The sequence below is a fragment of the Nitrospira sp. genome (assembly GCA_016788885.1).
Taxonomy (GTDB): Bacteria; Nitrospirota; Nitrospiria; order Nitrospirales; family Nitrospiraceae; genus Nitrospira_A.
The window spans coordinates 37,378-64,280 of sequence record JAEURX010000042.1; the positions used below are offsets into that span (position 1 = coordinate 37,378).

General features: G+C 56.0%; 18 protein-coding genes. 1 reads left to right on the plus strand and 17 read right to left on the minus strand.

The annotated features are described in order from the left end of the window. Nucleotides 1-6: 6 nt before the first annotated feature. From tssH to JNL86_11655, 17 genes are all read right to left on the minus strand, one after another. Complete coding sequence (gene tssH, locus JNL86_11575; GenBank protein MBL8043546.1) at nucleotides 7-2,715, minus strand: type VI secretion system ATPase TssH; 2,709 nt, start codon at nucleotides 2,713-2,715, stop codon at nucleotides 7-9. 23 nt (nucleotides 2,716-2,738) lie between these two features. Further along, entirely contained in the window at nucleotides 2,739-3,803 is a 1,065-nt protein-coding gene (gene tssG / locus JNL86_11580) for a type VI secretion system baseplate subunit TssG (GenBank protein MBL8043547.1), read from the minus strand. After that, nucleotides 3,767-5,581, minus strand: a complete 1,815-nt coding sequence (gene tssF, locus JNL86_11585; protein MBL8043548.1) for a type VI secretion system baseplate subunit TssF — start codon at nucleotides 5,579-5,581, stop codon at nucleotides 3,767-3,769. Before tssF ends, tssG begins: the two co-directional genes overlap by 37 nt. Continuing rightward, on the minus strand, nucleotides 5,581-6,402 hold the full coding sequence (gene tssE / locus JNL86_11590) for a type VI secretion system baseplate subunit TssE (protein ID MBL8043549.1): 822 nt from the start codon (nucleotides 6,400-6,402) through the stop codon (nucleotides 5,581-5,583). Before tssE ends, tssF begins: the two co-directional genes overlap by 1 nt. A gap of 35 nt (nucleotides 6,403-6,437) precedes the next feature. Then, nucleotides 6,438-7,412: a hypothetical protein gene (locus JNL86_11595; GenBank protein MBL8043550.1), complete on the minus strand. Its 975-nt coding sequence runs from the start codon at nucleotides 7,410-7,412 to the stop codon at nucleotides 6,438-6,440. A gap of 189 nt (nucleotides 7,413-7,601) precedes the next feature. Next, complete coding sequence (locus JNL86_11600) at nucleotides 7,602-8,057, minus strand: type VI secretion system tube protein Hcp (protein MBL8043551.1); 456 nt, start codon at nucleotides 8,055-8,057, stop codon at nucleotides 7,602-7,604. A gap of 424 nt (nucleotides 8,058-8,481) precedes the next feature. Continuing rightward, on the minus strand, nucleotides 8,482-9,975 hold the full coding sequence (tssC, locus tag JNL86_11605; GenBank protein MBL8043552.1) for a type VI secretion system contractile sheath large subunit: 1,494 nt from the start codon (nucleotides 9,973-9,975) through the stop codon (nucleotides 8,482-8,484). A 2-nt stretch (nucleotides 9,976-9,977) separates the two neighbouring features. Then, the gene (gene tssB, locus JNL86_11610) at nucleotides 9,978-10,511 is read right to left on the minus strand and encodes a type VI secretion system contractile sheath small subunit (protein MBL8043553.1); all 534 of its coding nucleotides are present in this window, start codon (nucleotides 10,509-10,511) and stop codon (nucleotides 9,978-9,980) included. A 23-nt stretch (nucleotides 10,512-10,534) separates the two neighbouring features. After that, a complete protein-coding gene (gene tssA, locus JNL86_11615) occupies nucleotides 10,535-11,653 on the minus strand; it encodes a type VI secretion system protein TssA (protein ID MBL8043554.1) in 1,119 nt (372 codons plus the stop codon). 12 nt (nucleotides 11,654-11,665) lie between these two features. Further along, on the minus strand, nucleotides 11,666-12,469 hold the full coding sequence (locus JNL86_11620; GenBank protein ID MBL8043555.1) for a hypothetical protein: 804 nt from the start codon (nucleotides 12,467-12,469) through the stop codon (nucleotides 11,666-11,668). 142 nt (nucleotides 12,470-12,611) lie between these two features. Further along, nucleotides 12,612-13,568: a type VI secretion system-associated protein TagF gene (gene tagF / locus JNL86_11625; protein ID MBL8043556.1), complete on the minus strand. Its 957-nt coding sequence runs from the start codon at nucleotides 13,566-13,568 to the stop codon at nucleotides 12,612-12,614. 5 nt (nucleotides 13,569-13,573) lie between these two features. Next, nucleotides 13,574-17,206, minus strand: a complete 3,633-nt coding sequence (gene tssM, locus JNL86_11630) for a type VI secretion system membrane subunit TssM (GenBank protein ID MBL8043557.1) — start codon at nucleotides 17,204-17,206, stop codon at nucleotides 13,574-13,576. Then, nucleotides 17,206-17,904 (minus strand): type IVB secretion system protein IcmH/DotU, encoded by a 699-nt coding sequence (gene icmH / locus JNL86_11635; protein MBL8043558.1) that lies wholly within the window; start codon nucleotides 17,902-17,904, stop codon nucleotides 17,206-17,208. Before icmH ends, tssM begins: the two co-directional genes overlap by 1 nt. A 6-nt stretch (nucleotides 17,905-17,910) precedes the next feature. After that, entirely contained in the window at nucleotides 17,911-19,251 is a 1,341-nt protein-coding gene (gene tssK / locus JNL86_11640; GenBank protein MBL8043559.1) for a type VI secretion system baseplate subunit TssK, read from the minus strand. A gap of 20 nt (nucleotides 19,252-19,271) precedes the next feature. Further along, entirely contained in the window at nucleotides 19,272-19,748 is a 477-nt protein-coding gene (tssJ, locus tag JNL86_11645) for a type VI secretion system lipoprotein TssJ (protein MBL8043560.1), read from the minus strand. After that, nucleotides 19,738-21,003 (minus strand): type VI secretion system-associated FHA domain protein TagH, encoded by a 1,266-nt coding sequence (gene tagH / locus JNL86_11650; protein MBL8043561.1) that lies wholly within the window; start codon nucleotides 21,001-21,003, stop codon nucleotides 19,738-19,740. The genes tssJ and tagH overlap by 11 nt, the downstream gene beginning before the upstream one ends. A 5-nt stretch (nucleotides 21,004-21,008) precedes the next feature. Next, on the minus strand, nucleotides 21,009-22,319 hold the full coding sequence (locus JNL86_11655; protein ID MBL8043562.1) for a hypothetical protein: 1,311 nt from the start codon (nucleotides 22,317-22,319) through the stop codon (nucleotides 21,009-21,011). Between the two features lie 942 nt (nucleotides 22,320-23,261). On the opposite strand from JNL86_11655, the gene JNL86_11660 reads away from it, so the two are divergent. Beyond that, on the plus strand, nucleotides 23,262-26,882 hold the full coding sequence (locus tag JNL86_11660; GenBank protein ID MBL8043563.1) for a TIR domain-containing protein: 3,621 nt from the start codon (nucleotides 23,262-23,264) through the stop codon (nucleotides 26,880-26,882). The last annotated feature ends 21 nt before the right edge of the window (nucleotides 26,883-26,903 follow it).

The window sequence follows — 26,903 nt, forward strand, 5'->3', positions numbered from 1 at the left end:
TCGTTCCTATGCCACCTCGTAGCGGAAATTCCCTGCGGGCTCGACCGTGATATGGACCTTGTTGACCGATTCCCCTGCCGCCATGCGCGCGAGAAACTCCGTCGAGAGTTCCGGCAGCAAGGTGCGGGTGAGAATGTGGTCGACATTCCGCGCGCCGCTTTCCACCTCGGTGCAGCGGTCGGCAATCGCCGTGACCAATGCTTCGTCGTAGGACATCGCCGCGCGATGGTTTTCTTTGATTCGGCGCATGATCCGGCTGAGCTGCAATCCGATGATGCGCCGCATGATGTCGGGAGAGATCGGAAAGAACGGCACGACGATGAGTCGTCCTAGAAAGGCCGGCTTGAAATACTTCAACAGATCAGGCCTGATGGCATCGGCCAATGCCTCTGGCTCAGGCCTGGTCTCCGGATCTGCGCAGAGCTTCATCACGGTATCCGTGCCGGCGTTGGAGGTCATAATGATCACGGTGTTCTTGAAATCGATGTCACGCCCCTCGCCGTCTTTCATCATGCCCTTGTCAAAAACCTGGTAGAAAATATCCTGCACGCCCGGATGGGCTTTTTCCATCTCATCCAACAGGATCACGCTGTATGGTCTTCGGCGCACGGCTTCCGTCAACACCCCTCCCTCGCCATACCCGACATAACCGGGCGGTGACCCCATGAGCAGAGAGACTTTGTGCTCTTCCTTGAATTCGGACATATTGAGGGTGGTGATATTTTGATCGCTGCCGAACAGCAACTCGGCGAGCGCCAGTCCTGTTTCGGTCTTACCCACGCCGCTTGGTCCGACGAACATGAAGACGCCGATCGGCCGGCGAGGATCTTCCAGCTTGGCTCGCGCCGTACGCAAACGTTGACTGAGCGCATCCAGGGCATGGGATTGTCCCACCACGCGTTTTTCCAAGTTCTCCTTGAGACTCAAGACCGTGTTGATCTCGTCTTTGACCATGCGTCCGATCGGGATGCCGGTCCAGGCCGAGATCACCTGGGCAATGGCCTGTCCGTCTACACTAGGCTGCAAGAGGGGGCTTTCTCCCTGGAGCGAGGCCAACTCTTTTTTCAGCCTTGTCAGATCGGCCTGCAATGTCTCGACTTCTTGCGGAGTCAGTCGGACGGGCGTCTTTTCCGTTGCCTTGTCAGGAGCCTTGTCGGTTGTTGCCTTCTCCGGGATCTTCGGCGGCGCTGCCTGCTGCTCCAGTTTCTGACGGATCCCTGCAATCTCGCCGACCAGCTTCTTTTCCTGTTCCCACCGGATCTTGAGTTCAGCCTGGCGTTTCTCTTCCGCGGCCTTCTCCCGGCCCAATTCAGCCACGCGGTCCTGATGGTTGCCGCCCGTGATGTCTTCCCGTTCCAGAATGTCGATTTCCGTATCGATGAGTGAGATTCGCCGGCGTGCGTCTTCCAATGCGGGAGGTTCAGCGACCTGCCCGAGGGCCACTCTGGCGCAGGCCGTATCCAGGACGCTCACGGCCTTGTCCGGTAATTGCCGGCCTGAAATATAGCGATGCGAGAGCTTCACCGCAGCCTCGATCGCTTCATCCAAGAGCCTTACTTTATGGTGCTGTTCCAGAGTCCCGGCCAATCCCCGCATCATATTGATGGCGGTGGCCTCCGTCGGTTCTTCCACCTTCACCACCTGAAACCGCCTGGTCAGCGCAGGATCTTTCTCAAAGTATTTTTTATATTCGGCCCAGGTGGTCGCAGCGATGGTTCGTAGTTCGCCCCGGGCCAGCGCCGGCTTGAGAATGTTGGCTGCGTCGCCCTGTCCCGCCGCTCCTCCGGCGCCGATCAACGTGTGCGCCTCATCGATAAACGTGATAATAGGTTGCGGGGACGCTTTGACTTCGTTGATCACCGACTTGAGCCGGCTTTCGAATTCCCCCTTCACCCCTGCTCCTGCCTGTAACAACGCGAGGTCGAGCACCCGCACGGTGACGTTCTGTAGCGGCGGCGGCACATCGCCGGCGACGATTCTCAGCGCCAAGCCTTCCACCACAGCGGTTTTCCCTACTCCGGCCTCCCCGGTGAGAATGGGATTGTTCTGCCTGCGTCTGGTCAGAATATCGATGACCTGCCTGATTTCCGCATCGCGGCCCAATACCGGATCGACCTGCCCCTGTTTCGCCCTCGCGGTCAGATCGATGGTGAACTGATCGATGGCCGGAGTCCTGGAGGCATGGGGAGCCCCCTGTGCCGCCGGCGTGTCGACCCCGCCCGTCTGGACCTCTTCCAGGTCTTCCGCCGATCCGGCGACGATCTTCGTCAGCTGGGCATGCAGGTCCTCAGCCGAGATCTTTTGCACCTCGGGCGACATCTCGCGCATCATGCGGGCAAAATCGTCTTCGGCGAGTAAGGCCAGCATCACATGACCGGACCGCACGCGATTCACTCCATATTCAATGGACGCCAACGACCAGGCTTCATTGATGAGGCGCGGGACCCGTGGCGCCAGGGTCGGGGTCCTCGCGTTGCCGGTCTTAAACCGATCGAGGGTGCGCGTGATATCCCGGGCCAATCGCGATTGATCAATGCCATAGTGGCGACAAATCTTGTGGACATCCGTATTCGACATTTCCAGCACCTTCGCCAGGAGATGTTCGATGTCCACATCGTAATGTGTCCGACTGAGACACAACCCTGCGGCCCCTTCCAATGCGCGGCGACAGGTATCGTTGAGCTTGCCGATGAGTCCCTTGAGATTGATGTTCATGTCTGTCCTCTCCGCGAACCCTGTTACGCCCTCGCTGCCTGTGCCGTCATGGTGGAGCCGGAGAACTGTACGTCGTCTGCATGGTGATCGAACTCTTTGGTCTTCAGCCATGTCGTCCAGCCGAGCCTCGGGGCATAGGTGTCCGTCGACCGGAGTCTCGTGGGCGGCACTTCCTCGGCTCGTAATCTCAATTGCACATCGAAATCCAGTTCCGGCCCGGCAAACAATTTCGTCAGTTGCACGAGGGTCGGATAGGCCCGACCGGAGGGCAACAACCGATCGAACTGCTCAAATTCCAGCGGACCCAACTCGACCTTAAACGCAGCCTGCTGATCCCAGATTTTGGTTCCAGCCAGCGCAGACCAGCCCAATATATTGTTGCTTCCGGTCACGCCGATCGTGGTCCAATCTGTTTCTTCCAAAGTGAGCCAGGCCCCGATAAATTGATTCACACGCACCGGTACCTGAAAATAGTCCGCGAGGCAGCGCTCCAGCGCTTCCGCTGATCGCGGGCGTTGTCCCAGGAGTCCGACATAACGGAGGATCGATCGTTCATCGATGGTCAATCGATCGCATAGTCCCGTCGTACCTAGGCCGGCGACAGCGAACAGACAGCGGGCGAACCGATCGTCGCTCCCCTTCAACAGCCATTGTTCAAACCCCGCCGTGCAATCGTGTTTTTCCCAGGCCCGATAAAACAGGGAGATCATGCGATGGTTGAACACATCGAAAAAATCACGCAGCGTCTGGTCCTTGGCTTGCAACCGTTCCAGCATGAGTTCGGTGTAATAGCGGGGAAGGACACCCTGGGGACCGGTGAGCCCCATAAACGCCACGGTCATTTCAGCCGGCCGTCTCTCGTCGCGGGCCTGATTGATCTGATGAATGGCGCTCGGGGGGAAGGCAAGGGATTGATGGGCACGGAAGCGAACGATTTCTTTCGAGGGAATGGCGCTCTCGCCGACCGGCTGCCGTTCCGGATAGACGCGCGCCAGCAGCCGGACCGCTTGAAAGAAATCGAAGCGAAAGCCCCGCTGCGTGAGGTCCTGTTTTAGATCAGGATCTGTTCCCCTGCTCTGGGCGGCCATTGTTTAATCGGCCTTTCTCGTTGTTGAGTGCGGGCGACTAACTGGGTAAAGGAGTTCAGCGAAGCATAGAGACCGAAGAACTTCTCCAACACGCTCGCGAACAGATAGACGCTGCTCCCCACATACTTGTTCTCATCAAACTCCAGGGTTACTTCCATTCCGCGGCAGAACCCGTTCCATGCCAGCGATGTCGGCCTGCGCGTCACACGGCGAGAGGACACAGCCGTGATGCCCTCGATTTGCTGATGAACCACGCTGGAATCCGAGAAATCATAAAGCCGCAGGATTTCCTGTAACGCCTGTGGACTGCCCTCGGTTAAGGAGAGGTAATTCAACGACAGATGGGAGATCAGGCGCCATTGAGTCCCCCCCCCCAGCGGCGGCTGCATCGGTTCTGTCGGTTTGACGAGCGCCCGTATACGCGCCACCGGCGCGGCCTTTTCGAGCTCGAAATCGCCCCGGACGTCGTCCACTGCCATCCGTCTGGTGAGGCCACGGTTCGTACAGGTCGTGGAAATCATGAGCGTGTCCCCGGCCGGCACGGTGGGATCCATGTCGAGATCGACCAGCGAGAGATACACCTCGGAGCCTACATCACCTTTACGGTCGGAAGGCCTGCGGCTCTGGTACCAAAAAGCGCTCTGCTCGCGGTCCAGCCGCGTGTGCTTGAGCGAATAGATAGGCTGCACCGGTCTGACGGTCTGTTTATCCCCGGACAGGAGGGATACGGCGTCGATGGAATAAATCTCGTTCGCCAGGGGCCGCCTCACTTCAGGAATCACCCGGTACTCGTGCTGTGTCTGGTCGAGACGGATTGGTTCCGCCGTCTGAGTGAACAGGTTCACCACCGGTGCACAGCCGAGCCGGAAGGTATCGGTGGTCGGCATGTAATCCGATCGTGGCGGCTGATCGAGGACGATCTCGATTTCCAACTTGTTTCCTATCCCTGCCTTCACCACCTGTTGCAAGTTAGCAATCTCGATGAACAGAAACTTCTGAGGGAACGTAAAATACTCGTGCAAGAGTCTGTAACCCGGCAGCGCCTGTGACGGATAGGGAAGTAAGCCTTCATCCATGCCGAATCCAACCGGACGCAGAGAGCCCGAGGGCAGCAGGGCCGGTTTCTCTCCCGGCTTGGCCCCACCTGCACGACAACGAACTTCGTGCGTATGATTCAACAGCAGTTCGTACAGCGAATAGACAAGCGGCGCCTCGCCGTTGAGGTAGAAGCGCAACTGCTCGACCTGGAGATCCTTGAAGGTAAGCCCGCCCTGCGCATGAAGCTCCAGTTTCATCACCGCCCCCGGCTTTCCCCCCGGCAAGGCCCGCTCAGCCGGTTGCACTTTGACAGAGGCCAGCATGATCGGCCAGAGAGTGGTGGAATAGCAGGTCCGATATCGACATTGCGTGCCGTCGATCGGTCGGGAAAATAATTGCGTCCCCACTGGCATGACGTACCCGCTCGTCAGTTTTCCCTGCTCCGGATCAAGGACGAACTCGACAATCGACATGGAAGGGATGGGAGCCAGGTAATGAGGGTACAGCATACCGAGCAAGGCATCCGTAATCTCCGGAAACTCATCATCGATCTTGAGATGAACTCTCGCCGAAAGGAACGCGAAGGCTTGGATCAACCGCTCGACATGCGGGTCCTCGCATTTATTGGGCTCCAGCAGGAGGCGGCCAGCTACCTTGGGATAGGCCTGGGCGAATTCCTGCCCCAACTGGCGAAGGGTCGATAGTTCCCGCTCGTAATATTCGAGCAGCGTCTCTCGCACTAGACTTCTCCTCGCACGGAGTAAGACGAGGTCCCCAGTTGCAGGGCTGCATCGAAGCGCACCGGTTCCGGCGCCGGATCCAGACGCAACAGGGCCTCAATCCGAAAATGAATCGCCACATCGAACTTGCTCGGCGGTTCCAGCGTGACCCGCACTGATTTCAGTCGTGGTTCGAACTTCGTCAAGGCCTCTTCCACGGACCGCCGCATCACCTTGCGATGCTCGGGATTCAAAAGACTGTAGCTGGTGAAATCCGGCAGCCCGAACATCAAGAGAGAATTATTGATCTCTGTGTATTCCGTGGGCGCGCCCTCCAGGAGTTCACGCCTAGTGTTCAGCAGCACTTCTATATCACGGGAAATCGATTTCTTCAGCTCGCGGACATTCGCTGAGGAGAGGGCCGGTTTCCGCATCTTGTGCAGTTCGTCGGCAAAGATCTCATCCAGCAACATACGATTCAGCAGCGCCACATGAGAGGCTTTCCGGCTATCTTCCATGAGTCGGATCATGTCCGGGGAAAGGGCCACTCCTTCGAATCGCTTCCGCTCATACAGAAGCGGCCCTCTGATGATGCGATTGAGGCCTTCCGTCACGGCGAGGAGGAGGGCATTGGCGCCCGCTCCAGTTCCTTCTCGGTCCAGGAATTCCCGCTCTTCCGGCCGAAGTTGCTCTCGCATGAATCGCGTCACGGAATCACGCGGGCTCTTCAGTCGCCCCGTCAGTTTCGCCGGATCCTTAAGATCCAACATGTCCAGATAGGGATCTCCGGCACGGGGATCGTCATCAAGCAGGCGGTCCAGTATTGAAGTTGTGAGAGCCATTTCAGACAAAAATTGCCACCACCATCTCGTTGAATCTAATTACCAACTGTAAGCTTGAATGGTTCAAAGCTTTCGTTAAGCATTCGCAACGCATCCCGTACTCTTTCTGTGTTTGCGTTCCGCATGATCTCTTCGATGATCTTGCGGGCTTCCTTATCGCTAATAGGAACTCCGATGCTACCGAGGGCAGCGACGATCTGCTCTGCATTCTGTTGCTGATCGCTCACTGTCAGCTTCAACGCTCCAGGGATACTGCTAGCTACCTTGGTCAGGACAGTCCAAAGTATCGTCCATATGACTGAAAGGGCTGAGAGCCGTTGTGCCATAACTTTTTTGCCCAATTTCCCAACCAGGACTCCGGCCCCGCGGGCGGAGATCATAGGGTCCGTTGCCATGGCTTCAGGGAGGTTACCACCTATGGACTTGAGACCTCCCCAGGCCGAAAGAAGAACCAAATCGAGAATCTTTTCATACAATGTCGGAGTGTGTTCCTTCAGAATGTCACGAACCCTGAAACAGACAGAAACTGCTTTACTCCAACGTGCGAAGTTGTCCTTATTCTTAAGGACAAATTTCAACGCATCAGTTCCCATGACCGTGACAAATCCTACGCTGCTCACACAAGAACAGACGCCCATTAGAAACTGCATTTCGTATTCTGCCAGTTTGGCTATTGGAGTAGCCCGACGTGCAGCATCTATAAACGGGAAGGTCTTAACTTCGTCGATAAATCCCTTCGGCGTTTGAAAATAGCTAATCCCATTGCATGGACTCAGTTCGTTCACCAAAACATAAAATACTCCTAAATGTCCTGCCCAGAGAACAACTCGCAGTCCGTCTGTCGCCATCCAGGTTTGCCCCTTCTTGGCATATCCCCATAGGCCCCCAATCAGTAATTGTGAGTCATCGTTAGCGGGAATCACCTCGTTAACTTGTGTGGGTGAGAGGACAAATGGTGCGTCACTGTTGGCAGGAACTAGCTCCTTAACTTGTGTGAGTGCGTTGCTCATTCGTCAGCTCATAACAGAACTGCACATGTAATTACCGACAATCATGTCTTTTGACGAAAGTCCGAGGGCAAGAGTCCCCTGGTTCAGAGCCTTTTTCTCGAACCACTAACAGATGAAAATCCCCTGCGAAAAATTGACAGACAGACCCATTGCTAAAAAGTGCCGCACGGACCTGTCATCTTACATCGGCTATTTCTTCACCCCCTTGCGCAGGTCGTACCCTGCCTTCGACGTACCCCACTCCCACATTGCAGCGCGATATCGCAAGGCAATCGTCTCTGTGGGCCTGGCCTCTGCGCTATGAAACCCCACCGATACGTTACTCACAATGACGTCATCCAGGGTCACCTTGCACATGACGTCCTTACCCGAAATCAGTGTAATTTCGGCCTTGGGGATCTGTTCCTTCACCGCACAGGCCTTGGCGAGCGAGGGACTCGCCGCATCCATCTCCTTCACGATCACGAGGTCGGCAAAGGTCGTGATATTGCCGGACAGCCGGTCGCCTTCTTCCCATTCGCCGGCTTGATTTACCCCATAAGACATTGATTGAAAGACAATCTGGTCTTTGAACTTATCAGTTGTCGCCTTCCCTTTGATATCACCTAACTTTAAAAACGCGTTCTCCTGCCTCACCTCTGCCATGATGCCCTCCTCCTTGTGAGTGCGGTTGGCCGGTTATGTCTTTTCAATGCATCTATTCTGTTCATTCACAAACGCAACATATGTACCCATCCGAGCAGTCACTCATCAGCGTATAAAAATCGCGACTGAATGGTGGGAATGTTGGCTTTCTCCCCATGCGGTCCAGTCTAGAACTTTCAGATTTCAGTTAGGACGGCATCCAATAGGATACGCGATCAATACAATCGGATACGCACTGTAACCAAGAGCCATGAGAGAAAGAGTGGCATTGAGGCAATCGCTACCATTGAATACAAGGATGGATCGGCGCAAGACTCTTGCCGTTTCTGGCTTTATCCGATTCACTGAACCGACACATCGACCCGGGCTTGCTTGGCCAGACCGATATCTCCTTCCCTTTTTGGAAACCGAGGCCCCCTATCTTTTACCGCTTCGCCGGGGGTGGTAACTCTGCCACTAACCGAAGGGAGACCGTCAGTTCATCCAACTGAAAGTGCGGCTTCAAAAACGCAATGGCTTTGTAGACACCAGGCTTCCCAGCCACTTCTGCGACTTCTACTCGAGCTTCCTTCAGAGGAAACTTGGCTTTGATCTCTTGCCCAGCATCTTCGGTGCTCACGACATACTTGCTGATCCAGCGATTCAGGAAATCTTCGCAATCTTTGCGCGTCATGAAGCTTCCGATCTTGTCCCGCATAATGGACTTGAGATAATGGGCGAACCGTGACATGGCCAGAAGATACTGAAGCTGCGTAGAGAGGCGCGCATTGGCGTTCGCCGCATCCGTGTCATATTTCTTGGCTTTCTGGCAGGATTGCGCCCCGAAGAACGCCGCAAAGTCGGTCCCCTTGCAGTGTACGAGAGGAATAAACCCGAGGTCCGACAGCTCCTTCTCGCGACGATCGGTGATGGCAATTTCTGTCGGGCATTTCAGTGCGATCTCTCCCTCATCGGTGCGGAACGTATGAGTCGGAAGTCCATCCACACGCCCGCCTCCTTCGACCCCGCGGATGGCTGCGGTCCACCCATACTTGGCAAACGCGTCCGTGAGCCGGGCCCCCATGGCATAGGCGGCATTTCCCCAGAGATACTTGCTGTGATCAGTACCATCCACATCTTCTTTGAAATTAAATGCCTCCACCGGTACCGTCTCCGGACCATAGGGCAGCCGCATCAGGACATGAGGTAAGGTCAGCCCTACATACCGAGAGTCCTCTGACTCGCGGAAGGACTTCCACTTGGCATAATCCGGAGTCTCAAATTTCTTGGCCAGATCACGAGGATTGGGAAGGTCCGTGAACGTTTCAAGCCCGAGCAGTCCTGGCGCAGCCGCCGAAATGAACGGCGCATGAGCCGAAGCCGCCACATTCGACACCTTCTCCAGCAAGGCCAAATCCTGAGGATGTCGCCCGAATTCGAAGTCTCCGATCAAGGCACCATAAGGCGCTCCACCGAAGGTTCCGTACTCCTCTTCGTAGACCTTTTTGAACAGCGCGCTCTGGTCGAATTCCACCGCCTTCTCGAGATCCTTCCGCAGTTCATCCTTGCTGATGTTCAACACGCGGATCTTTAGCATGGTGCTGGTTTCGCTCTGCATGACGAAATAGTGCAGCCCGCGCCAGGCCCCTTCCAGCTTTTGAAACTCCGGCGAATGCATGATGGCATTGAGCTGCGCGGAGAGGACCTTGTCGATGTCTGCGATCCGCGCATTGATCGTCGCCTCGAGGTCTTTGGATACCCGGAGGGTGCCCTTCATCACTTCTTCCACGAGGGTGGCAATCTGACGGCGCGACTGGTCTCGCTCCCAATCATCCTTTCCGATACGGGTCTCATTGATAATTTGATCAAGAACCCCACTCTCCACCGTTCCTGCCGCCGCCGCGCCCTGGGGCTGCGCTTGTTTCGCTTCTTCCGCCATGGTTAGCCCTCCTTCTGGGAACCACCTTCAGTTCCCAGTCCTGCTTCTTTTCCGATCTTCTGCTGCAACTCAGAGTTGGCGATAATCTCCTGGAGTTTCTCCGCCAACTTGTCGTTCCCGTCGGTTTTCGCCAGAAGGGCGGACAGCTGCTTTCTGACCTCGACTAGCTTCTTCAAAGGCTCGACTTGGTCGGCGACCTGCTCGGGGCTGAAGTCATCGATGTTATTGAAGCGCAACTCCACCCCAATTTTGGTGTCGTCATTGGTTAGCTTGTTATCCACCTTATACGCGAGACGAGGGCCGATCCCCTTCATCACATCATTGAAGTTATCTCGATCGGTCTCCACGAACTTGCGCTTAGGATCCTTCAAGAGCGCAGGTGGCTGCTCTGGCTTTCCAGCCAAGTCTGCCATGACGCCAACGACGAAGGGCAACTCCTTCATCTCAATGGCGCCGCCCGTCTCCACGTCATAGGTGATCTGCACACGCGGCGGACGAACTCGATCCAACTTGTGTTGAGTGCTTTCACGCGCCATGAACATCCTCCATCGATAGATGACTACGTATGTTGGTCACTCGCCGACCGGTTCTGGGTTAGCCCCAGCGTTTCACGGACGTTGCCGAGCACATCATCGCTTTTGATAACCTCCTGGAGCCATTCTTCCAGCGGCATTTCTCCCCACCGCGCTGCGCGCTGGACAAGATAGGCCACCGGACTATGCGGTTCCGTCCGCCGAAAAAATTCCGCAACGGCTCCCAGTCTCCGCAATGCATCTGCGCGATCAACCGGCACAATGCCGGATCCGCTCGCCGTCATGTGTACCACCGGTGCCATGTCGGCCTCCTGAGGAACGATGGCTGATTGACTTATGGTCGGTACCCCGACACCCCCCTTTTTTCGAACAATGCTATTCATCAGAGACCGGCATTCGCTCAAGGCCTCCTTGATGAGTCGCAAACTCGGCGCTTCCGGGCGATATTTCTCATCCAGGATACGCTCGAACCGTTCAAATTCGTCCCAACTCTGGTTCAGATTCTCAAGAATGGTCGAGCAATGGCTCAAAGGTGTCGACGCGACCGCCTTCTCAAATGTTTCCCCTTCGAGCTTGCCCTCTTCCAATGCCTCGGCAAGCTGCCGCTTTCTTTGCCCATCCGTCGCCGCTCCCCGGCGCAGATTCTCGACTTCTTGCGATTCCTTGTATTGCCAGCAGCTGTAGGCTGGCCCGCCGGGTGGCTGAACCAACGGCATGTTGAGGATGGCGACCGGAAGGATTTTATTCAGTGCTTCGAGCCGTCCACCGCGAAACTCCAGGTCGCCGTCTTCAATCGACGGGTAAAACGAATCCCAGTACTGTTCATGCAATCCACCCAAGATCTTGAAGCCATCCCGGAGTCCTGCTGAGCCATATTTCTTGACCAATCCTTCGGTCAGCCAGGCCGCCACTTGAAGATCTTTGCCCTCAGTCGACAGAATTCTTGTCGCGAGTTGAATAACCTTCGGCCAGTCCGCGACCTTCACTTCGCGCTTCCATTCGCCCTGGCTTGCGGCATCTTCTTCGCGACGCGCTTCCTTGAGCAATTCAAAGGATACGCCGTCTCGCGGATCAAGCCCACAGGGCTTGTCGCCTGAGATCGGCTTGAGAATCGCATCGATATCCACTGTCGGCACGGAAGCCATGATGTCCTTTGCCTATCGCACTGCCGCCAACACCTCAAACTCCAGCTCCCCGACTTCCAGGATCGAAACTTCGCGGTCATCCACGAGAAAGGTCTTCTGACCGACTCCTCCGACCAATCCTGCGCCCAGATCAAGCCATTCGGTCATCCGGCCGAGACGCACCTTGTCATCGACCTCCAGCTCCGATCCTGCGTACAGCACGGGTAGAAAGGCTTCACCCACAGGGCCATCTTCTATTTCCACCGTCGCCGGCACCCAGAGCAAATCCCGCAAGTGTTTCGGCTGTGGAATGACCACTTTGTGAATGCGTTCGAAGGGTATCCAAATGTAGGAATCGCGCACAATCACCTCCAGGATGCCCCTGAGGCGATCGTCGGAATCACGGAAGGAGGTGAAGGGCTGCCCTTTCATCCGGCCTCGGATCTCCGGCCTGGCACGCTGTGCCCGTTCATACAGCGCCTTGGCCTCAACCTGGTGCGCCTCGCGCAGCTGGTTATGAGCGTCTATATAGAGTGCGACATGTTCGGGAGGTTCAAACAGAAAACTCGGCTTGATGCCCTCATTGAAAAATCGCCGCCGAGTGACTTCGGCACGGAGGATGTTTTTGTAGACCTCCACGCCAATGCCGACCTGTTCGTTTTGATGTCCGATGACGTCAAGCTGACGGTGCGCCCGCTCGTAGTCACCGGTGAAGCAGAGGAGTTCGAACAGGAACGTCCGCAGTCTGGCGTCGGTCGGATGTCGCTTAATGTCCTCGTTTAACTCGGAAATCGCCGCGGAGAGTTGATGCAGTTTGAGTAAGTCATTTGCTCCCATACAAGGGACCTCTGCTGAGGGGTGGAAGGGATTCCATCCTAGTGAAATCACAGGAAAAGAGCAAGGCTGTCTCTGCGGCAAATACTTGCATTCCACATCTTTCCCCACTGCCCGCCGAACCCCTTTGAACCGACCTCGCTTTTTAGGATCCCCCGGCGCTGAGTCCCGACACACGATGCAGAAATGCCTCCAAGGTCACGTCTCCATCATCGAGAAGCTCACGTCCAGCCTCCGTCAACTGCCCCTCATCGTCGTTCTCGAACAGCTCATTTGGCCGGCCTTCCGGACGGATGAGAGAAAGCAGAAGTTGGGGGAGCGGTCGTTCCATGGAGACCAACAGCAACGGCTTCATCTTGGAAGGCCATCGATTCCAGAAGAGAATCCCAGTCTCCGGCCGGTGGCCCGAGGCGTGAGATGCGAGATCCATCCAAAATGGGAGGTCGTAGGTCTCCTCCTTGCTATCTATGAGCAAGGGGAATTGGGCCTGCCAGTGGCGTCGGCTCGCGGAGTCCGATCCTGACCGTGAATGGAGCAAAGACCGAAGCAGGTCGTATTTTTGGGTACTGTCGAACCCGCCCAATACATCAGTCCAGTATTCTCGCATCCGGCGGTGCAGCAGCTCCGCATGGTATCGCGTCTCTATAAAAGTGGTCTCAGGCGCCTCTACCGGTGAAAGCGCCTGTAGCCGAAATTGCAGGCGGTTGAGATCGGCTTCGGTGCTGATATCCTCCAGCAACCGATGGCTCTGCTCAAAAAACTCCCTGAAATGCATGGGTGCGCACCAGGGGATCTCATGAAACTCCTTCCTCTCCAAGAGTAAGTAAATCAAAAAAGGAAACTCTCGCCCCGCCTTGTCCTGACTTGGTTTCAGGAGGCCGACCAGGAAGCGGCTCCGATCGGGCGGCAAGTATAAAAACGTCCACTGATCCCCTTGCATGAATTCCATGGACCAGGAAGGCCCCAGGGTGGATTTTGCATGGAACATCCCCTCGCGGATCCACTGATCCAATGCATCAATCTCCGCTCCTGACGCCTGGCATCGAATAAATTCCGCAGACAGAGGCAGCTTTCCGTAATAGCCGAGCGTAGAGCTATACATTGAGCTCACGTCACATGGGGGACGCAGGTGAATTGCTCGAAGAATCCAGGACGGAATGGGTTCCTAATGCTCTTGGCTCTCACGTCATATCGGATATGCAGCGGCTTGGAGTCCGGGGTTAGTAACTCCCATTGGACCTTCACCTTGACATCGCTGTGATCGGTCGACTCAATCGCACCAGCCCTGATAAGCTTGAACAGTCCCCAGACATCCTTGAAGTCCCTCGTGACCGAGCTGTCGCCAACCTTGACAACCAGCGCGGCTCCAAGAGACGGTGTCGGGCCAGGCCATTTCATCTCCCACCAGTCTTGCGGCTCCATGCGATACCGCAGCGGCTCGCCACCAATGTCCAGCCGTATCTCACTGACGCTTCGACCGCCAGCCCCCCCTGGCGGATAGGGATAGACTTCGATCACCGATCCCAAATCCGGAGATGCTTTCGTAAAGAGGCTCTCTGAAACAAACCTGGCCTTCTCCAACGACTCGATGAAGGCATCGGAGACGGTCAGCGCGACTCCGTTCGATGCTCTGCGCACTAAACGGTCGCCCCTCTCTTCCAGAAATGGTTTTAAGTCTGCCTGGTAGAAACGCCAGAGCGCCCCCTTATCCGGGTGCAAAAAATTGACGACGTCCTCCACCACAGCATCCTCTCCAGATGAGCGAAAGGGATATTTACCCTCAATCGTACGCTTGCAGGCTTGAAACACATCGGTGCCCCAGCGTTGGTCGATATCCAACCGCGTCCGCTCTAACACTCCGCGCATGGTCATCAACCATGGCTCCGACAGCAACGCCGCCATGGATTCTCGTAATTCGGTGTCCAGCTTCTGCAGGAAGGCATCTGTCTTCTCCATCCCCTGCTTAAGCTCATTCGATCCTCCAGCCACGATGGTCCTCGCAAGGGTGTTGGTACCCGGGCTGATGGTCTCCTCAAGTAGAATGGGTCGAAACACCTGGTGCGCCTTCCGTAATTCCGTCAGGTACTGGACGATAGGCGTCTCTTCCTTTGCATCCTTCCGGGCAACAATCAGATCATGCAGCGCAAGAAAATAAACGGTGACTCCGCCCGGAAACTCAGTCGCGTCCGACGCACGCGGTGGCTTCTCGAGCTTCTTGCCGACTGCTTCCAACCCTAGCTTTTCCTTCACCTTTCCCAGCAAGCCGACTGCCGACTCCTGAAGTTTTGCAATGCCTTCAGGCTCCGGCACGGTATTGCGATCGACCGCTTCCAATATTCGCAGGAAGGGCGAATCCGGCAGGCTCAAGATCGAGAGCAATTTTTCCATGTCCGTCGGAGTGACGGCGGGACCAAGTGAGAGGGATTTCAAGAAGGCCCGCCAATGCAGTCGATAGTCTTGAAAGTAGAGTGTCTTGATCCCCCGCTCCAGATCGATCTGTTTCGTATCAGGCTCGCCCACGACCCAGGCTTCGCTTCCAAGACCTTCGAGCACGCGACCCATGGCAACCTGGAACGGTCCTTTCCAACCCTCGTAGGTGAACACACCAGGAATCATATGGTTGCTGACGACCGTCCCCTGCTGACCTCCTTGAAGGGACGTCTCAACAGAAAATGGAGCGGGCCGAAGAGATTCGTCGATTTCACGAAGGCTGAGGCCATAGAGCCGGTCCACAATGGGGATATCGCGCAGACGCTCTTGCGCGCTCGCCACCAGGTGTTTATTTAACTCAACCCGGCCCTGTTGCGCGCGAGCCAGCACAGCGGTATAGAGAGCCATATGCCGTTTGATACTGGCCTGCACCCAGTCCGGAACCGCATAGGTGGCATACAGGCCCTTCAGCCGCTCGTTCCAGTAAGTGGTCAGCCATCGCTCCAAATATGGGCTGCTCAGGCGCTTGGGCTCACCGAGCATGATGTAGGCTTTGAGCATGGAATAGTAGTGATCACTTGCGCCTATCGCCTCCCCGCGCGACTCTCCCGACGCAAATTGATAAAGTTCGTCCTCCATCGCGCGCTTCGTCGGAAGGAGAAAGATCTTTTCAACCTGCCGCGCGTAGACCTCCTCGAGATCGCCGAGCAGCCGCTCTCCTCGATATAAACCCCAGAGTCGGAACGGCACACCGTTCTCGCTATTGGAGACCAGTTCCCCCAAACGACCGCCCAGCCTATCGAGATACTCCACATCCTTTTCGAGGCTCGCCGCATCCGTCACTTGGAGATCGGGCGCATTCAGCGCCACCGATAGGGTATTGCTGACCAGCGCCCTATTCCCGACATAGGAGAACGCAAGCGCGATCACTGAGATTGCGACAAATAGCGTTCCCGCCGCAAAGGCGGCCACGCGCAGGAAGCCCCGTTGTTTATGGATGGCGGTCGAGGGCCCCGCGAGGAATTGATCCGGAAAGATGACGTCGGTAAACAGTTCCTTCAGAAAATAGCTCTTGGTCTCGGCGGGCGAAAACATTGAGGCGACCATATCACCAAGTCCGGAAGCGCGACTGATGACCCCGAGGATGCGATCGATCGGCGCCCCCTCTTGCGTCCCACTGGTCAAATAGAACCCGCGGAACATCGGACCTTCCTGGTACGGGTTCGATTGAAACAACACTTCGACAAAATGCGCCAACTTGTCGGTCGCAGAAGCGAGCTGGAGAGGAAAGGTGAAAATATTCAACTTGTAGGGTCCGCGAGCATTCACCAGGCGGGCGAACCGGCGGGATTTCACGGCGGCGAGCAACTGATCGAACTCGGTCTTGAAACGCACTTGCGGCGGATCTTTGGCAGCGCTCTTGGGAAACGTGCAGCCCCAAATCCGCTCCCGCTCGGCCTTCGTGAGTTCATCAAAAAATTCAACAAAACCCCTCACCAAGTCGCATTTCGTGAAAATCAGATAGATGGGAAATGTCATTCCCAGATGCGTCATCAGCTCGTCGATACGACTTCGAATTTTCTTGGCATGAGCCTCCAGCTCCTCCTCACTGGCCTGCATCAGATCGGCGATGCTGATCGCAACGAGGATGCCGTTGAGGGGTTTTTCTTTCCGGCACTTCTTGAGCAGATCCAAAAAGCCCAGCCATTCTTTTTGATCTTCCTCATGGGTGACATAGCGACCGGCCGTGTCGAGCAGCACCGCGTCATTCGTAAACCACCAGTCGCAGTTTCTGGTTCCTCCCATTCCCTGCAGCCCCTGCCCGGATTCGCCGAGATAGGGAAACTGCAACCCGGAATGGCGAAGGGCGGTGCTTTTTCCAGAGGCGGGCGGCCCGATGAACATGTACCAGGGCAGGGCATAGAGAGCTGCTTTCCCTTTAACCCCCTTCCCGATCGTAGACTCTTTCAGAGCCGCCAGGCCCTTATCGAACTGGCGGCGCAATGCTTCCAACTCCTCCTTATGGTCAGGCCTGGCCGCCGCCACTTGAACCTGGGCCTGCTGTTGCAGCGATACCTCCAATTGCACGGCACGGTGCTGAGAGACGACATGTTGGATGACAGAGAAGATGAACCGCAATAAGACGATGGCGATGATAATCTGCACCCGGCTTTCGACCGAATCCAGACCGATCGTCGGACCGGCCACCCAGACCAACCAGACCAAACAGACTAGTCCGAACTCGACCACCAGGCGGCGATGCCCCAGCATGGCTACCACCAGCGATTTTATCCTCGCAAACAACCCCATTATCCCCGCACCTCCTGGAGGAGCCGTTTCAATTCATGGCCGACATAGCCGGCATCCTGTCCGATCAACAGAGACAGTCCGAGATAGAACAGAAGGACCAGGGCGGTGCTGGTTGCAATGATGACCCAGACCGGAAGCTCGCTCTTGACCATCTCCAGCAACTCTTCCGGGCGTCGCCCACGAGGCGAAAGCGGTGGGATCTCCCCGCGCTTTCCTTGAATCTGGCGTGCAAGGTCCTCGACCAGCCCTCGTAATTTTTCACGATCCTGCAGCTTGTATTGGCCCTCGAACCCGAGCATGAGACAGTAGGTGTAGAGCTCCAGCAAGTCGGCGTTCATCGGGATGCCACCGCGAATACTTTCCAGTCGTTTAAAGAACCCTTCCCCTGCCGTAAATTCCCCGAATAATTCGTATTGCAGCGGCCGAGCGGCCCATTCGTCCTTCTGCGGCCAGCGCGAGTTGATGAGCATCTCGTCAAGAAATGCGGCCACAGCGTAGCGAGCTTGTGTCAACGCCTCCTGGGTCACGCCGGAGGTGCGGCCTCTTTCCTCAGCTGCTTGGAACAACTGCTGGAGCCGGGTACGGAGGCTCTCGACTCCTCCCGGATTGGTGGCATCACGGAGTTGTACGCCGAGCACCAACAGGTCGTTGAACACTTCGCTCAGGGAGTTCGTCTTTTCGGCCGGGACGGTGACCATGGCTGACTACTCCTTCGTTGCCAGCAACTGCAGCCGAAGGGATTGCAGGCTTTGAGGAACATGGAGGGCAACGATTTGCGTTTTCTTGATTTCCTCCCAGAACACTCCTCGATCATCCAAACGAAAGTATTGCTGGCCAACCCGAACCGGCAATGTCGCAGGAGGGCGCGGGGTATGGTACAGCCGAACTCCAGGCATCGCGGCTGCCACAATTTCCTTTAGCTTGGCGGGCGAACCGATCCTGATGAATTGCGGCACTTGCTGGCGAATCTGATCCTCGCTGAGATCGCCGGCGACCACCAAGAAAAACTGAGAGGACGCAAAAAGGCGGCTTTCCGGAACCCGCGCCACCCAGACGTTATCCCCGCTGGCCTCCAGCGCGATGGTCAGGTAATGCGTGGGCTGAAATCGTTCCACGATGGAGCGGATGGTATGGTCCAGGTCCTCGAAGGTGGCTGCAAGGTTGTCGTGTCGATAGGGCGGCAGCGTCAGGACTTCAAGGGGTCCGGCCAACATCGAGAGCGCTCCGGTCAAACGGGCAAGGATGAGATACAGAAACTCCGGATGCACCTTTTCAACCAGATTCGCATGTTGCATGGCCGGCAAATGGGCCATGAGCGCGGAGATGAGGTGATATTTTCCCAGATCCATTCCGATGGCTTCCAAAATGCCACGCTGAGCATTACCGTAGGATCCGATTTGAGCCGTAATGAGTTCGATAAGGCCGCGGAGCAGCCGCATGAGGTACGCCGAGGCGGAGATCCACAGACAAGCCGGAATGTAGGTTTCCTTCAATGCGACGGCCCCCGACTGGGTCCTGAGCAACTCGCCGATCTTCAGGACCACCATGTCGCTCGTGGGTTCGCCCGAAAACAAGATACGGAGGTTCTTTCGTGCGACGAGGATCTCCTGAGGATTGCCGCCCGTCGTGGAATCCTTCCGTTCGACATAGGCTGAAGAATACCGAGCGGCTCGAGAGCCCGACTCGCCGCCCAACGCGCAGTTCACGCCGTCCGTCTGCTCCACCGGCAAGGCCAGAAACACATCGAGGTGATCGACTGAGGCCGGGAACAGGTCACCAATGAGCCGCGTTTGCGGAGCCATGTCCTCTTCCGGAATCCTGACGACCACACCATCCGGCAACAGCCCATGAAAACCAAGCAACGTGACCCGGCCGTTGGAGAGCCCGTCATGATCGATGTCCAGCCTCAAGGCGCCATACCCGAACGCGACCAACGCACGAAGCCGTTCATTGAGATGACGCTCGTAATACTGGTCCCACTGTTGAAATAACTGCGGAGTGAGGAGCATCCCCTCGCTCCAGACGACCCGTTGGTTGTTCTCCATTGTGATGACCGTCGCCTTCCTTATTCGTCCTTCAATTTGAGCTTGTGTTCATCCAGAATCAATTTGACGGTGGGGGTTGCAAAGGGAATCCACGTGGACTGGTCCGACGACACGACCCGCCGCCAGAGCTCTCCTTCCGGCTTACGGAACAACGCCATGACTCCCAGAAACTGAACCCCCTTCCTCTGATCTACCTGCAATTCTATGGAGGTCTTCGTTTCAGGATAGACCGTGACCTCCCTCCGTTCGAGCAAATCCCCCGCCAACTCCTTCTCGTCATTCCTCCAGAGTGCCCGGAAATCCGCTCGGTCAAACCGCTCCCTATTCCTCAACTGATACACGCGCACGACAACGGACAAGGGGGCGCCTGATTCATCGGGATTCAGCCTATAGGTCGGCAGGAGCGTGACTCGGACATCTTTGATGCCGCTCCCGCACCCGACGGTGATTCCTCCCATCATGAGGATGATCAGAAAGAAACACAGATTACCGACCACGTTGAGTCTTCTGGACATCCAGGTAGCCTTTCGCGAAATGTGGCGCCAGTATTTGTTCAAAGATCCTGACTTCCTCTTCTGTAAACCGCCGGTGTTTTCGTTTGAAGTGTTTCCAGGCTCCCCAATGTTTCAGGAGACGGAAGGAAGGAGGGAGACGCAACGGCCCGATTTCCACCGGACTGGCCTCAATTTCCGTTTCGATTGCCGCCGGATCGAACTCTTTCAGTATGGCGCGAAGACTCTCTTCAAAACCCTTGATGACCCCGATCTGATGGAGGGCCAAATCGCGAAAGACCCGTTGAAGATCTGCCATGACGGCTTCTGTTTCTTGTGGATTGGACAAGGCGTCGAGAAGAAAGGCCCCGACCTGCTGCTCGTTTTCCGCCTGTTTGATCTGATTAGGCGCCCAATTGAGAATACGGGTCGCCTCCACCTCTAATTCACGGGCAAATTGCCGCCTGCCTCGTAACGACTCCAGCAGATTGCTGAAGGTGATCTGGAGAATCTGATCGATCCGCTGCGCGAACTGCCCGATGAATTCAGCGCTCATCGGCGCGGGAAGTCTTAAGCAGTATTTCTGCGCAATAGCCAGAAGACCTCGATAGGCCGCTTCCTCGGCAGTCTGATTCGCCCGCGCTGGTTGTGCAGGAACCGCTTCGGGAGGAGGACCAGCAGCAGCGGCGGCCGGTTGACCAAGTCGCAGGCACAACCCGGCTCGGACTTTGGACAGCAGGGATTCGCAGGCTCGTGCATCCTGTTGTGCCAAGGCCTGACGCAGCAGGACCAGCAACTCCGCTTCCCGCTCCTTCGGCGTACAGTCTCTCAATTCGGCATAACGACGACAAAGCTCGTACACGAGCGCTTCCGCGTCGCCGCATTGAACAGCGATCCGCGGATCCTCAGCCATGCTGTGCGCGGTACCGTTTGCCTCTTGGGTTTGTAATGAAAACAAAATAGTGAAATCCCCGATGCCGATTTGATCGCCTTCCTGCAATGGATATTCGCGCTGGGGCACCAGCGGCCGCTCATTCATCCTGGTGCCGTTGGTGCTCCCCATATCAACCAGCACGCAGGCGTTGGCCTTGCGTCGAATCTCTGCATGACGAGAGGATACGACCCGCTGAGGATCCTGCAACGTCACATCGTTCGAGGAAGCCCGGCCGATCGTCACCTCCCCTTGGTCGAAGACACGCTCCCATGACTTGCCGTCGCCAAAATCCTTACGCGGGTGAATTTCCAATCGAATAGCCATCATGCACACTACATCCGCTCAGCAAGCGCACGATCACAGACCCGCATGAGGTCACGATGCCGGGCAGCGGCGTCAAACAACTCGATCCTCGCCTGTTCGGCCAGATGTTCTGCTGCACGCGTGGCGCGCTGCAACGCTTCCGGGACCGGCTTATTGTCCGTCGTTCCCATGTGGTCACAGAAGCTGAAGCCCCGAATCCCGGACACCAGTCGCAAGCCGCAGATCAGCGCGTCATACCACACCGATTCCGGAATGCTGATAGAAGGTGACGGGAAGACCTCGCCCTGTTCTTTGAATCGCTCGCTGACGCGCGAGAAGAGAGTCCAATGATCATCAGGATCCAAGCCTTGAACAAGGGGCTCCAGCCTCTCGAGCAGTCCTGCAATGTGTTGCTGCACCTGCTCCAATGACCGGGACTGATGGACGAGAAGCGCGCGAAACAGCAACATCCCCAGACTGTACAGATCGCAGGCAAGATGGAACGCGCGATAGACCTTTGCTCCGGTGTCGGAAAATACCTGCTGTTTGGCCCGTTCCAATTGGTTCCATGCTGCGGTTGGAATCGGATCCGTCACACCGCTGACGATCAGCCCGCGTTCGGCCTCCTCTACTCTTCTTGCCCAGAGATGAATCAAAGTCGCCCCGTTCCCCGGCAGCTTGAGAGCGAGGTGGAATGCGTCTTGTTCGGAACAGTCAGCGAATGAGACGGTCTCTGAAAATACATGGGCGCGTAAGAGTCCGCGTGAGAGTTGTTCGTCTGTGTCATCGGGAAGCCGCTCAATTGAACGAAGCAGGACCGTGACTGAGAGTTCGCGGCCCATGGGCCATTGCCTCATCACGGGCGCGGCATAGGCGGCATCGAGGTTTCCGGATGGAATAAAGATGTCCCGGGCCATTTCCTTCGGCATGGTCTCGTGGACCAAAGGTTGCGCCCCCTTCGCAACGTCCAATTCCATGGCAAAAAGCCACCGGGCCGGAAGCCACGCGAACGATTGATCGCTGACACGCAGGCTGATATGCGCGGGATCCAGAGACAAATAGGGACGCTGGACCTGTCGATAGAATTCAGCCACCCGACGACAGAGGCCGGCGAATCCGCTGAGCTTCAGCCATAACTGTTCCAGAGGTAGCCGCCCTGGCTCATCCTCGAATAGAAACTGCCGGCCGGAGGAGAATTTGGCTCGAAAGGGCGGGAGTGAGTGAGCGGGCTCAGGGATGGTTGCCCAATCAGCTCCTCCTAGCAGATCACAGACCTTATCCCAAGACAAACAAGGAGCCACTGATTCAGGATTGGGAGTCTGTAGCAAAGGACTCGGCATAGGGCAGTCACGTCACTTGAGCGGACAGAACCCCACAGTACTGGTGCAGACGACTAGGTGCATCTTCGAAGGATCGAAAGGTATGCCTTTCATCGAAATAAATCAAGCACATACAACGGAAATGGAAGCATTTAGCCAAAATGCGAGCGGGTCTTGAAAGATTTCATATTTCGCATAATCCTTGAAGCCGTCGCTCATTAGGCACTCACTGTGCCGCTGCGTTGAAGTAGAGCCATAGAGCTTCATCCCGTTTGAATTTTTATTGAAACCCCTGGGCTCAGTTAACCTGCCGATGAAGATTTTTCGGCGAGAGGCGATTTGAAGAAAGCAAGCGATAGACAGTGCACCTGTTCAACAAAAGAGGAGAATGTTCAGAACGCTCTTCGTCAGCATTGTTAACAGGCTCTTGGTTTCACAATACTTGTCGACGGTTGGGCTATGTCAGTACTCGCGACGAAAATGTTCAACGCCAGGGAGAGAAGGTATCCACCTTTCAGACGCCGTCGGCATGACTTACATGTATTTCCTTTCAATGATGATGCCGCCAGGCTGCTAGTGGTCCGGCAAAGCTTGTGCTTGTTGAACTCTGCAAAGGCGGTCCGCCTTCCGACAGTGACGAGGGGGACTTGAAGGCGGGACGTCGAATACATTTGGCAGCTTGTTACACGAACCACTGACAGGGTTCGACGGATGCATTTCGAGCTTTTACACAGGATTTGTGGCCACCGCCTTCCATATGGACGCCGGAGTCCATCCAGAGGGAGGTTTAAAGTGTTTTTCTGAGAAAAAGTGTAGAATGCCGAGCAAACTTTTCCGGGCGCCCATGAACAGTTCAGATCCGCTTAATACAAAGCCTTCATCTCCTACAGCCATATCGCGGACGGCAAACTGGCGCAGACGCTACAACCCCAGTCTAATCGCCTGTGAATGAGCCGACTAACCATGTCTGAATCGCCACGAGTCTTTGTCTCTTACGCCCGCAAGGACGGCGAAGAATTTGCCACCAGGCTGCGCAAGCGTTTGGAAAGCGAGCACCCGGAAATCAGCCTCTGGCAGGACCGGGCAAGGATGGAAGGCGGGGTCGGCTGGTGGAAGCAAATCACGGAGGCGTTAGAGAAGGTCCAATTTCTAGTCCTCGTCATGACACCTGGGGCCATGCAATCGACGACCTCCCGCAAGGAATGGCGCTACGCGCGCCAACTAGGACTCTGCGTGTATCCCGTGAAGGGCGTGTCGGATGCAGAGCTTGACTGGACGAGTGTGCCTCATTGGATGAGCAAAGCCCATTTCTTTGACTTGGACCGCGAATGGGAAACCTTCATCAACCATTTGAAGAGTCCCTGCCAAGCGGCGCGGGTCCCTTTCATGGCGCCTGATCCACCGGAAGGGTTTGTCGAACGTCCGCTGTTGTTCGAACAGTTGATGAACCAGCTGTTGGACACGAGCCGCGAGAACCCCGTGACGATCACGACCACACTGCATGGAGCAGGCGGATTAGGGAAGACGACGCTCGCCGCGGCCTTGTGCCATCATGATGACGTGATCACCGCCTTTGACGATGGCATTTTGTGGGTCACCCTTGGTCAAAAGCCTCAGATTCAGGCGGGGCTCACCAAACTGTATGCCGCGCTGACGGGTGAACATCCGGGGTTTGTCGATGAGGAGGATGCGGCCTTCCACCTCGCCCAGAAACTCGAAGACAAGAGTTGCCTGATCGTGATCGACGATGTTTGGGACTCTGCGCATTTACAGCCGTTCATGCGTGGTGCGACCCATTGCACGAGACTGATCACGACCAGGAACTTTGACATTGCCGCCGAAAGCAAACGGGTGAACGTCGACGCAATGACGCCATCCGAGGCGGTCCAGATGCTGACAATGCGCCTCCCCATGCCAGCAGGGGATCTCACGCCGTTTCGTGAGTTGGCCCAGCGCCTCGGCGAATGGCCCTTGTTGCTCGAATTGACGAACGGCACCCTGCGACAACTTATCGAGCGCGGGGATACTCAAGAAGGCGCCATAGTTTATCTTCGTGAAAAGCTCGATGACCAAGGCGTCGTGGCCTTCGACCAGCGTAATCCCCTGCAGCGCAACCAGGCCATCACCAAGACCATCGAGGTAAGCCTCGACCTGTTAACTCCGGGCGAGCGTGAACGGTACTCGGAACTGGCCATCTTCCCCGAAGACAAGGACATCCCGCTTCGTGTGGTCGGTGACCTATGGGGGTTCAAAAGTCTGGCGACGAAAGAGCTGGCGCTCCGCCTTGATAATCTGTCACTGCTGAAATTCAACCTCCAAACTGGCGCCATTCGCCTACATGATGTGATGCGGGCCTACCTTTCGAGCAAACTGGCCAATCCTGGAAATTTGCATGGCAAGCTTGTTGATGTGTGGGGAGAACCGTCCCGTTTAACCGAGCCCTACGCCTGGCGCTGGCTGCCTTATCACCTTCTCGGTGCGGGACGGAAAAAAGATCTGCGGGAGCTGCTTCTAAATTTTGACTGGCTAATAGCGAAACTGAACAATACCGAGGTCAGCGCTGTGATCGCAGATTATGCTTTCGATAGCGATACAGATGTCAGACTGGTTCGAGAGGCGCTTCAACTGTCCGCACATGTTTTGGTAGATGACACAACGCAACTTCCAGGCCAGTTATTGGGCCGATTGTCAGCTGACATTTCAGAGGATATCCGGTCATTGCGGCAAAAGGCTGAGAGGTGGAGGACCCGGCAATGGCTCCGACCTCTACTTCCCATCTTGATAGCGCCGGGGGGAGCCCTGTGTTTCACTCTTGCGGGGCATTCTGCAAGGGTGCGGGCGGTGGCGGTCACTTCCGACGGACGTCATGCAGTTTCCGCTTCCGATGACTGTTCTCTGAGGATTTGGAACCTACAGCGAAACGACGAAGAACGGACTCTGGTCGGCCATAGGGATTGGATTAGAGCGGTTGTTATCACTTCGGATGGACAACGTGCAGTTTCAGTGTCAGATGACCACACGCTGAGGATTTGGGACATCACGACTGGAGCAGAACTGCGGCAGATGCATATATATTTCGATGCGCTGACAGCCCTAGCGGTGACTCCAGATGCGAAATTCGTTATCTCCGCCTCTCATGATCGGACACTTAAGGTATGGGACCTAGACCGTGGTCTTGAGAAATGTACTCTCCGTGGTCATCTTGGAAAGGTCAATTCGGTAGCTGTGAGTCCGACTGGCCGATATGCCATTTCAGCTTCTGATGACCGAACACTAAAAGTCTGGAACATCGAAACATGGCGAGAAGAATGGACACTCACAGGACATACCTCAAAGGTGAATGTCGTAGCCATAAGTCCGAACGGACAGCTCGCAATCTCAGCGTCCAACGACAATACCCTTAGACTGTGGGACCTCGACCACGGTGTAGAGAAGCGCGCCATCGGGATCATGAGTCAAGCCTCTTTAGTCAGAGGAATGGCAATCACACCGGATACCAATCGCATCATTTGCTCAGAGATGCACTGGCTCCGAGTCTGGGACATAGAAGGCAAGGGACAGGGAAGCCTTCTCAGGGGACATGCCGACTGGGTCAATGCCGTGGCATTGACCAGAGATGGAGAGTACTGCGTGTCAGCATCAGACGACCGTACGCTCAAGGTTTGGAACCTACGACGCGGCTTGGACCGCGAGAGCTTCACTGGGCATGCGACTCAGGTGAGGGCGCTCGCGGTTACCCATGATGGACGTCGTGCAATTTCCTCTTCCTCGGACGGCACAATGGTCGTCTGGGATGTCGAGCGCCTAGAAAAGCTGCGCGTGTTCAAGGGACAAGGCCTCTGGCATTTAGTGCACATACCCAAGAGCCGGCGGGCTCTCTATGCGGCCGGCGAACGATACATTCGCGTCATGAGTCTGGAGACTGGAACCGAACAGCGCGCGTTTAGCGTCCATGCAGATAGGATTACGGCAATTGCCGTCACGCCAACCGGAGATCTTGCAATTTCAGCCTCGGACGACCGGACAATGCAGGTTTGGGATATCGCTACTGGCCGGAAGCGCATGACGATTGAACTCTTTCAGCATTGGGTGCGGGCGCTGGCGGTCACGCCGAACGGGCGTTTTCTTGTCTCTGGTTCCGAAGATTTCACCATCAAGGTGTGGGACCTGAACGATGGAAAGGAAATTGAAAACCTCCAAGAGCAACAAGAAGCGCGCTACCGTTCGAGACATGCTGCCCGCGTGAATGCTGTGGCAGTTACCCCTGACAGTCGGTTCGTCATATCGGGATCAGATGATCATACCGTGAAAATGTGGAATATCGATGATGGCACAGAAGCACGGACATTCTTGGGACACACGGCCGAGGTAAGCGATGTCGCGGTATCCGATGATGGCCGATATGTAATCTCTGCTTCACACGACTATACAATCAAAGTTTGGGATGCGAGGAATGGAGAAATGGTGGCTACCTTTACCGGAGACAGCCCGATGCTCGCTTGCGCAGTTGGAGAGCTGGGCACCATCGTGGCTGGCGATCAATCAGGGCGCATCCATTTCTTACGGCTCGAAACAACGGGGTGAGTAGTGCAGCCTGGGTAATAC

Excerpts from the sequence above, each read along its gene's own strand:
- tssM (MBL8043557.1), bottom strand. The coding sequence starts at position 17,206 with ATGGGGTTGTTTGCGAGGATAAAATCGCTGGTGGTAGCCATGCTGGGG.
- tssA (MBL8043554.1), bottom strand. The coding sequence starts at position 11,653 with ATGGCTTCCGTGCCGACAGTGGATATCGATGCGATTCTCAAGCCGATC.
- JNL86_11655 (MBL8043562.1), bottom strand. The coding sequence starts at position 22,319 with ATGCCGAGTCCTTTGCTACAGACTCCCAATCCTGAATCAGTGGCTCCT.
- tssE (MBL8043549.1), bottom strand. The coding sequence starts at position 6,402 with ATGGCTCTCACAACTTCAATACTGGACCGCCTGCTTGATGACGATCCC.
- icmH (MBL8043558.1), bottom strand. The coding sequence starts at position 17,904 with ATGGTCACCGTCCCGGCCGAAAAGACGAACTCCCTGAGCGAAGTGTTC.
- JNL86_11620 (MBL8043555.1), bottom strand. The coding sequence starts at position 12,469 with ATGGGAGCAAATGACTTACTCAAACTGCATCAACTCTCCGCGGCGATT.
- tssC (MBL8043552.1), bottom strand. The coding sequence starts at position 9,975 with ATGGCGGAAGAAGCGAAACAAGCGCAGCCCCAGGGCGCGGCGGCGGCA.
- JNL86_11600 (MBL8043551.1), bottom strand. The coding sequence starts at position 8,057 with ATGGCAGAGGTGAGGCAGGAGAACGCGTTTTTAAAGTTAGGTGATATC.
- tssB (MBL8043553.1), bottom strand. The coding sequence starts at position 10,511 with ATGGCGCGTGAAAGCACTCAACACAAGTTGGATCGAGTTCGTCCGCCG.
- tssG (MBL8043547.1), bottom strand. The coding sequence starts at position 3,803 with ATGGCCGCCCAGAGCAGGGGAACAGATCCTGATCTAAAACAGGACCTC.
- tssH (MBL8043546.1), bottom strand. The coding sequence starts at position 2,715 with ATGAACATCAATCTCAAGGGACTCATCGGCAAGCTCAACGATACCTGT.
- tagF (MBL8043556.1), bottom strand. The coding sequence starts at position 13,568 with ATGTATAGCTCTACGCTCGGCTATTACGGAAAGCTGCCTCTGTCTGCG.
- tssK (MBL8043559.1), bottom strand. The coding sequence starts at position 19,251 with ATGGAGAACAACCAACGGGTCGTCTGGAGCGAGGGGATGCTCCTCACT.
- JNL86_11595 (MBL8043550.1), bottom strand. The coding sequence starts at position 7,412 with ATGAGCAACGCACTCACACAAGTTAAGGAGCTAGTTCCTGCCAACAGT.
- JNL86_11660 (MBL8043563.1), top strand. The coding sequence starts at position 23,262 with ATGTCTGAATCGCCACGAGTCTTTGTCTCTTACGCCCGCAAGGACGGC.
- tagH (MBL8043561.1), bottom strand. The coding sequence starts at position 21,003 with ATGATGGCTATTCGATTGGAAATTCACCCGCGTAAGGATTTTGGCGAC.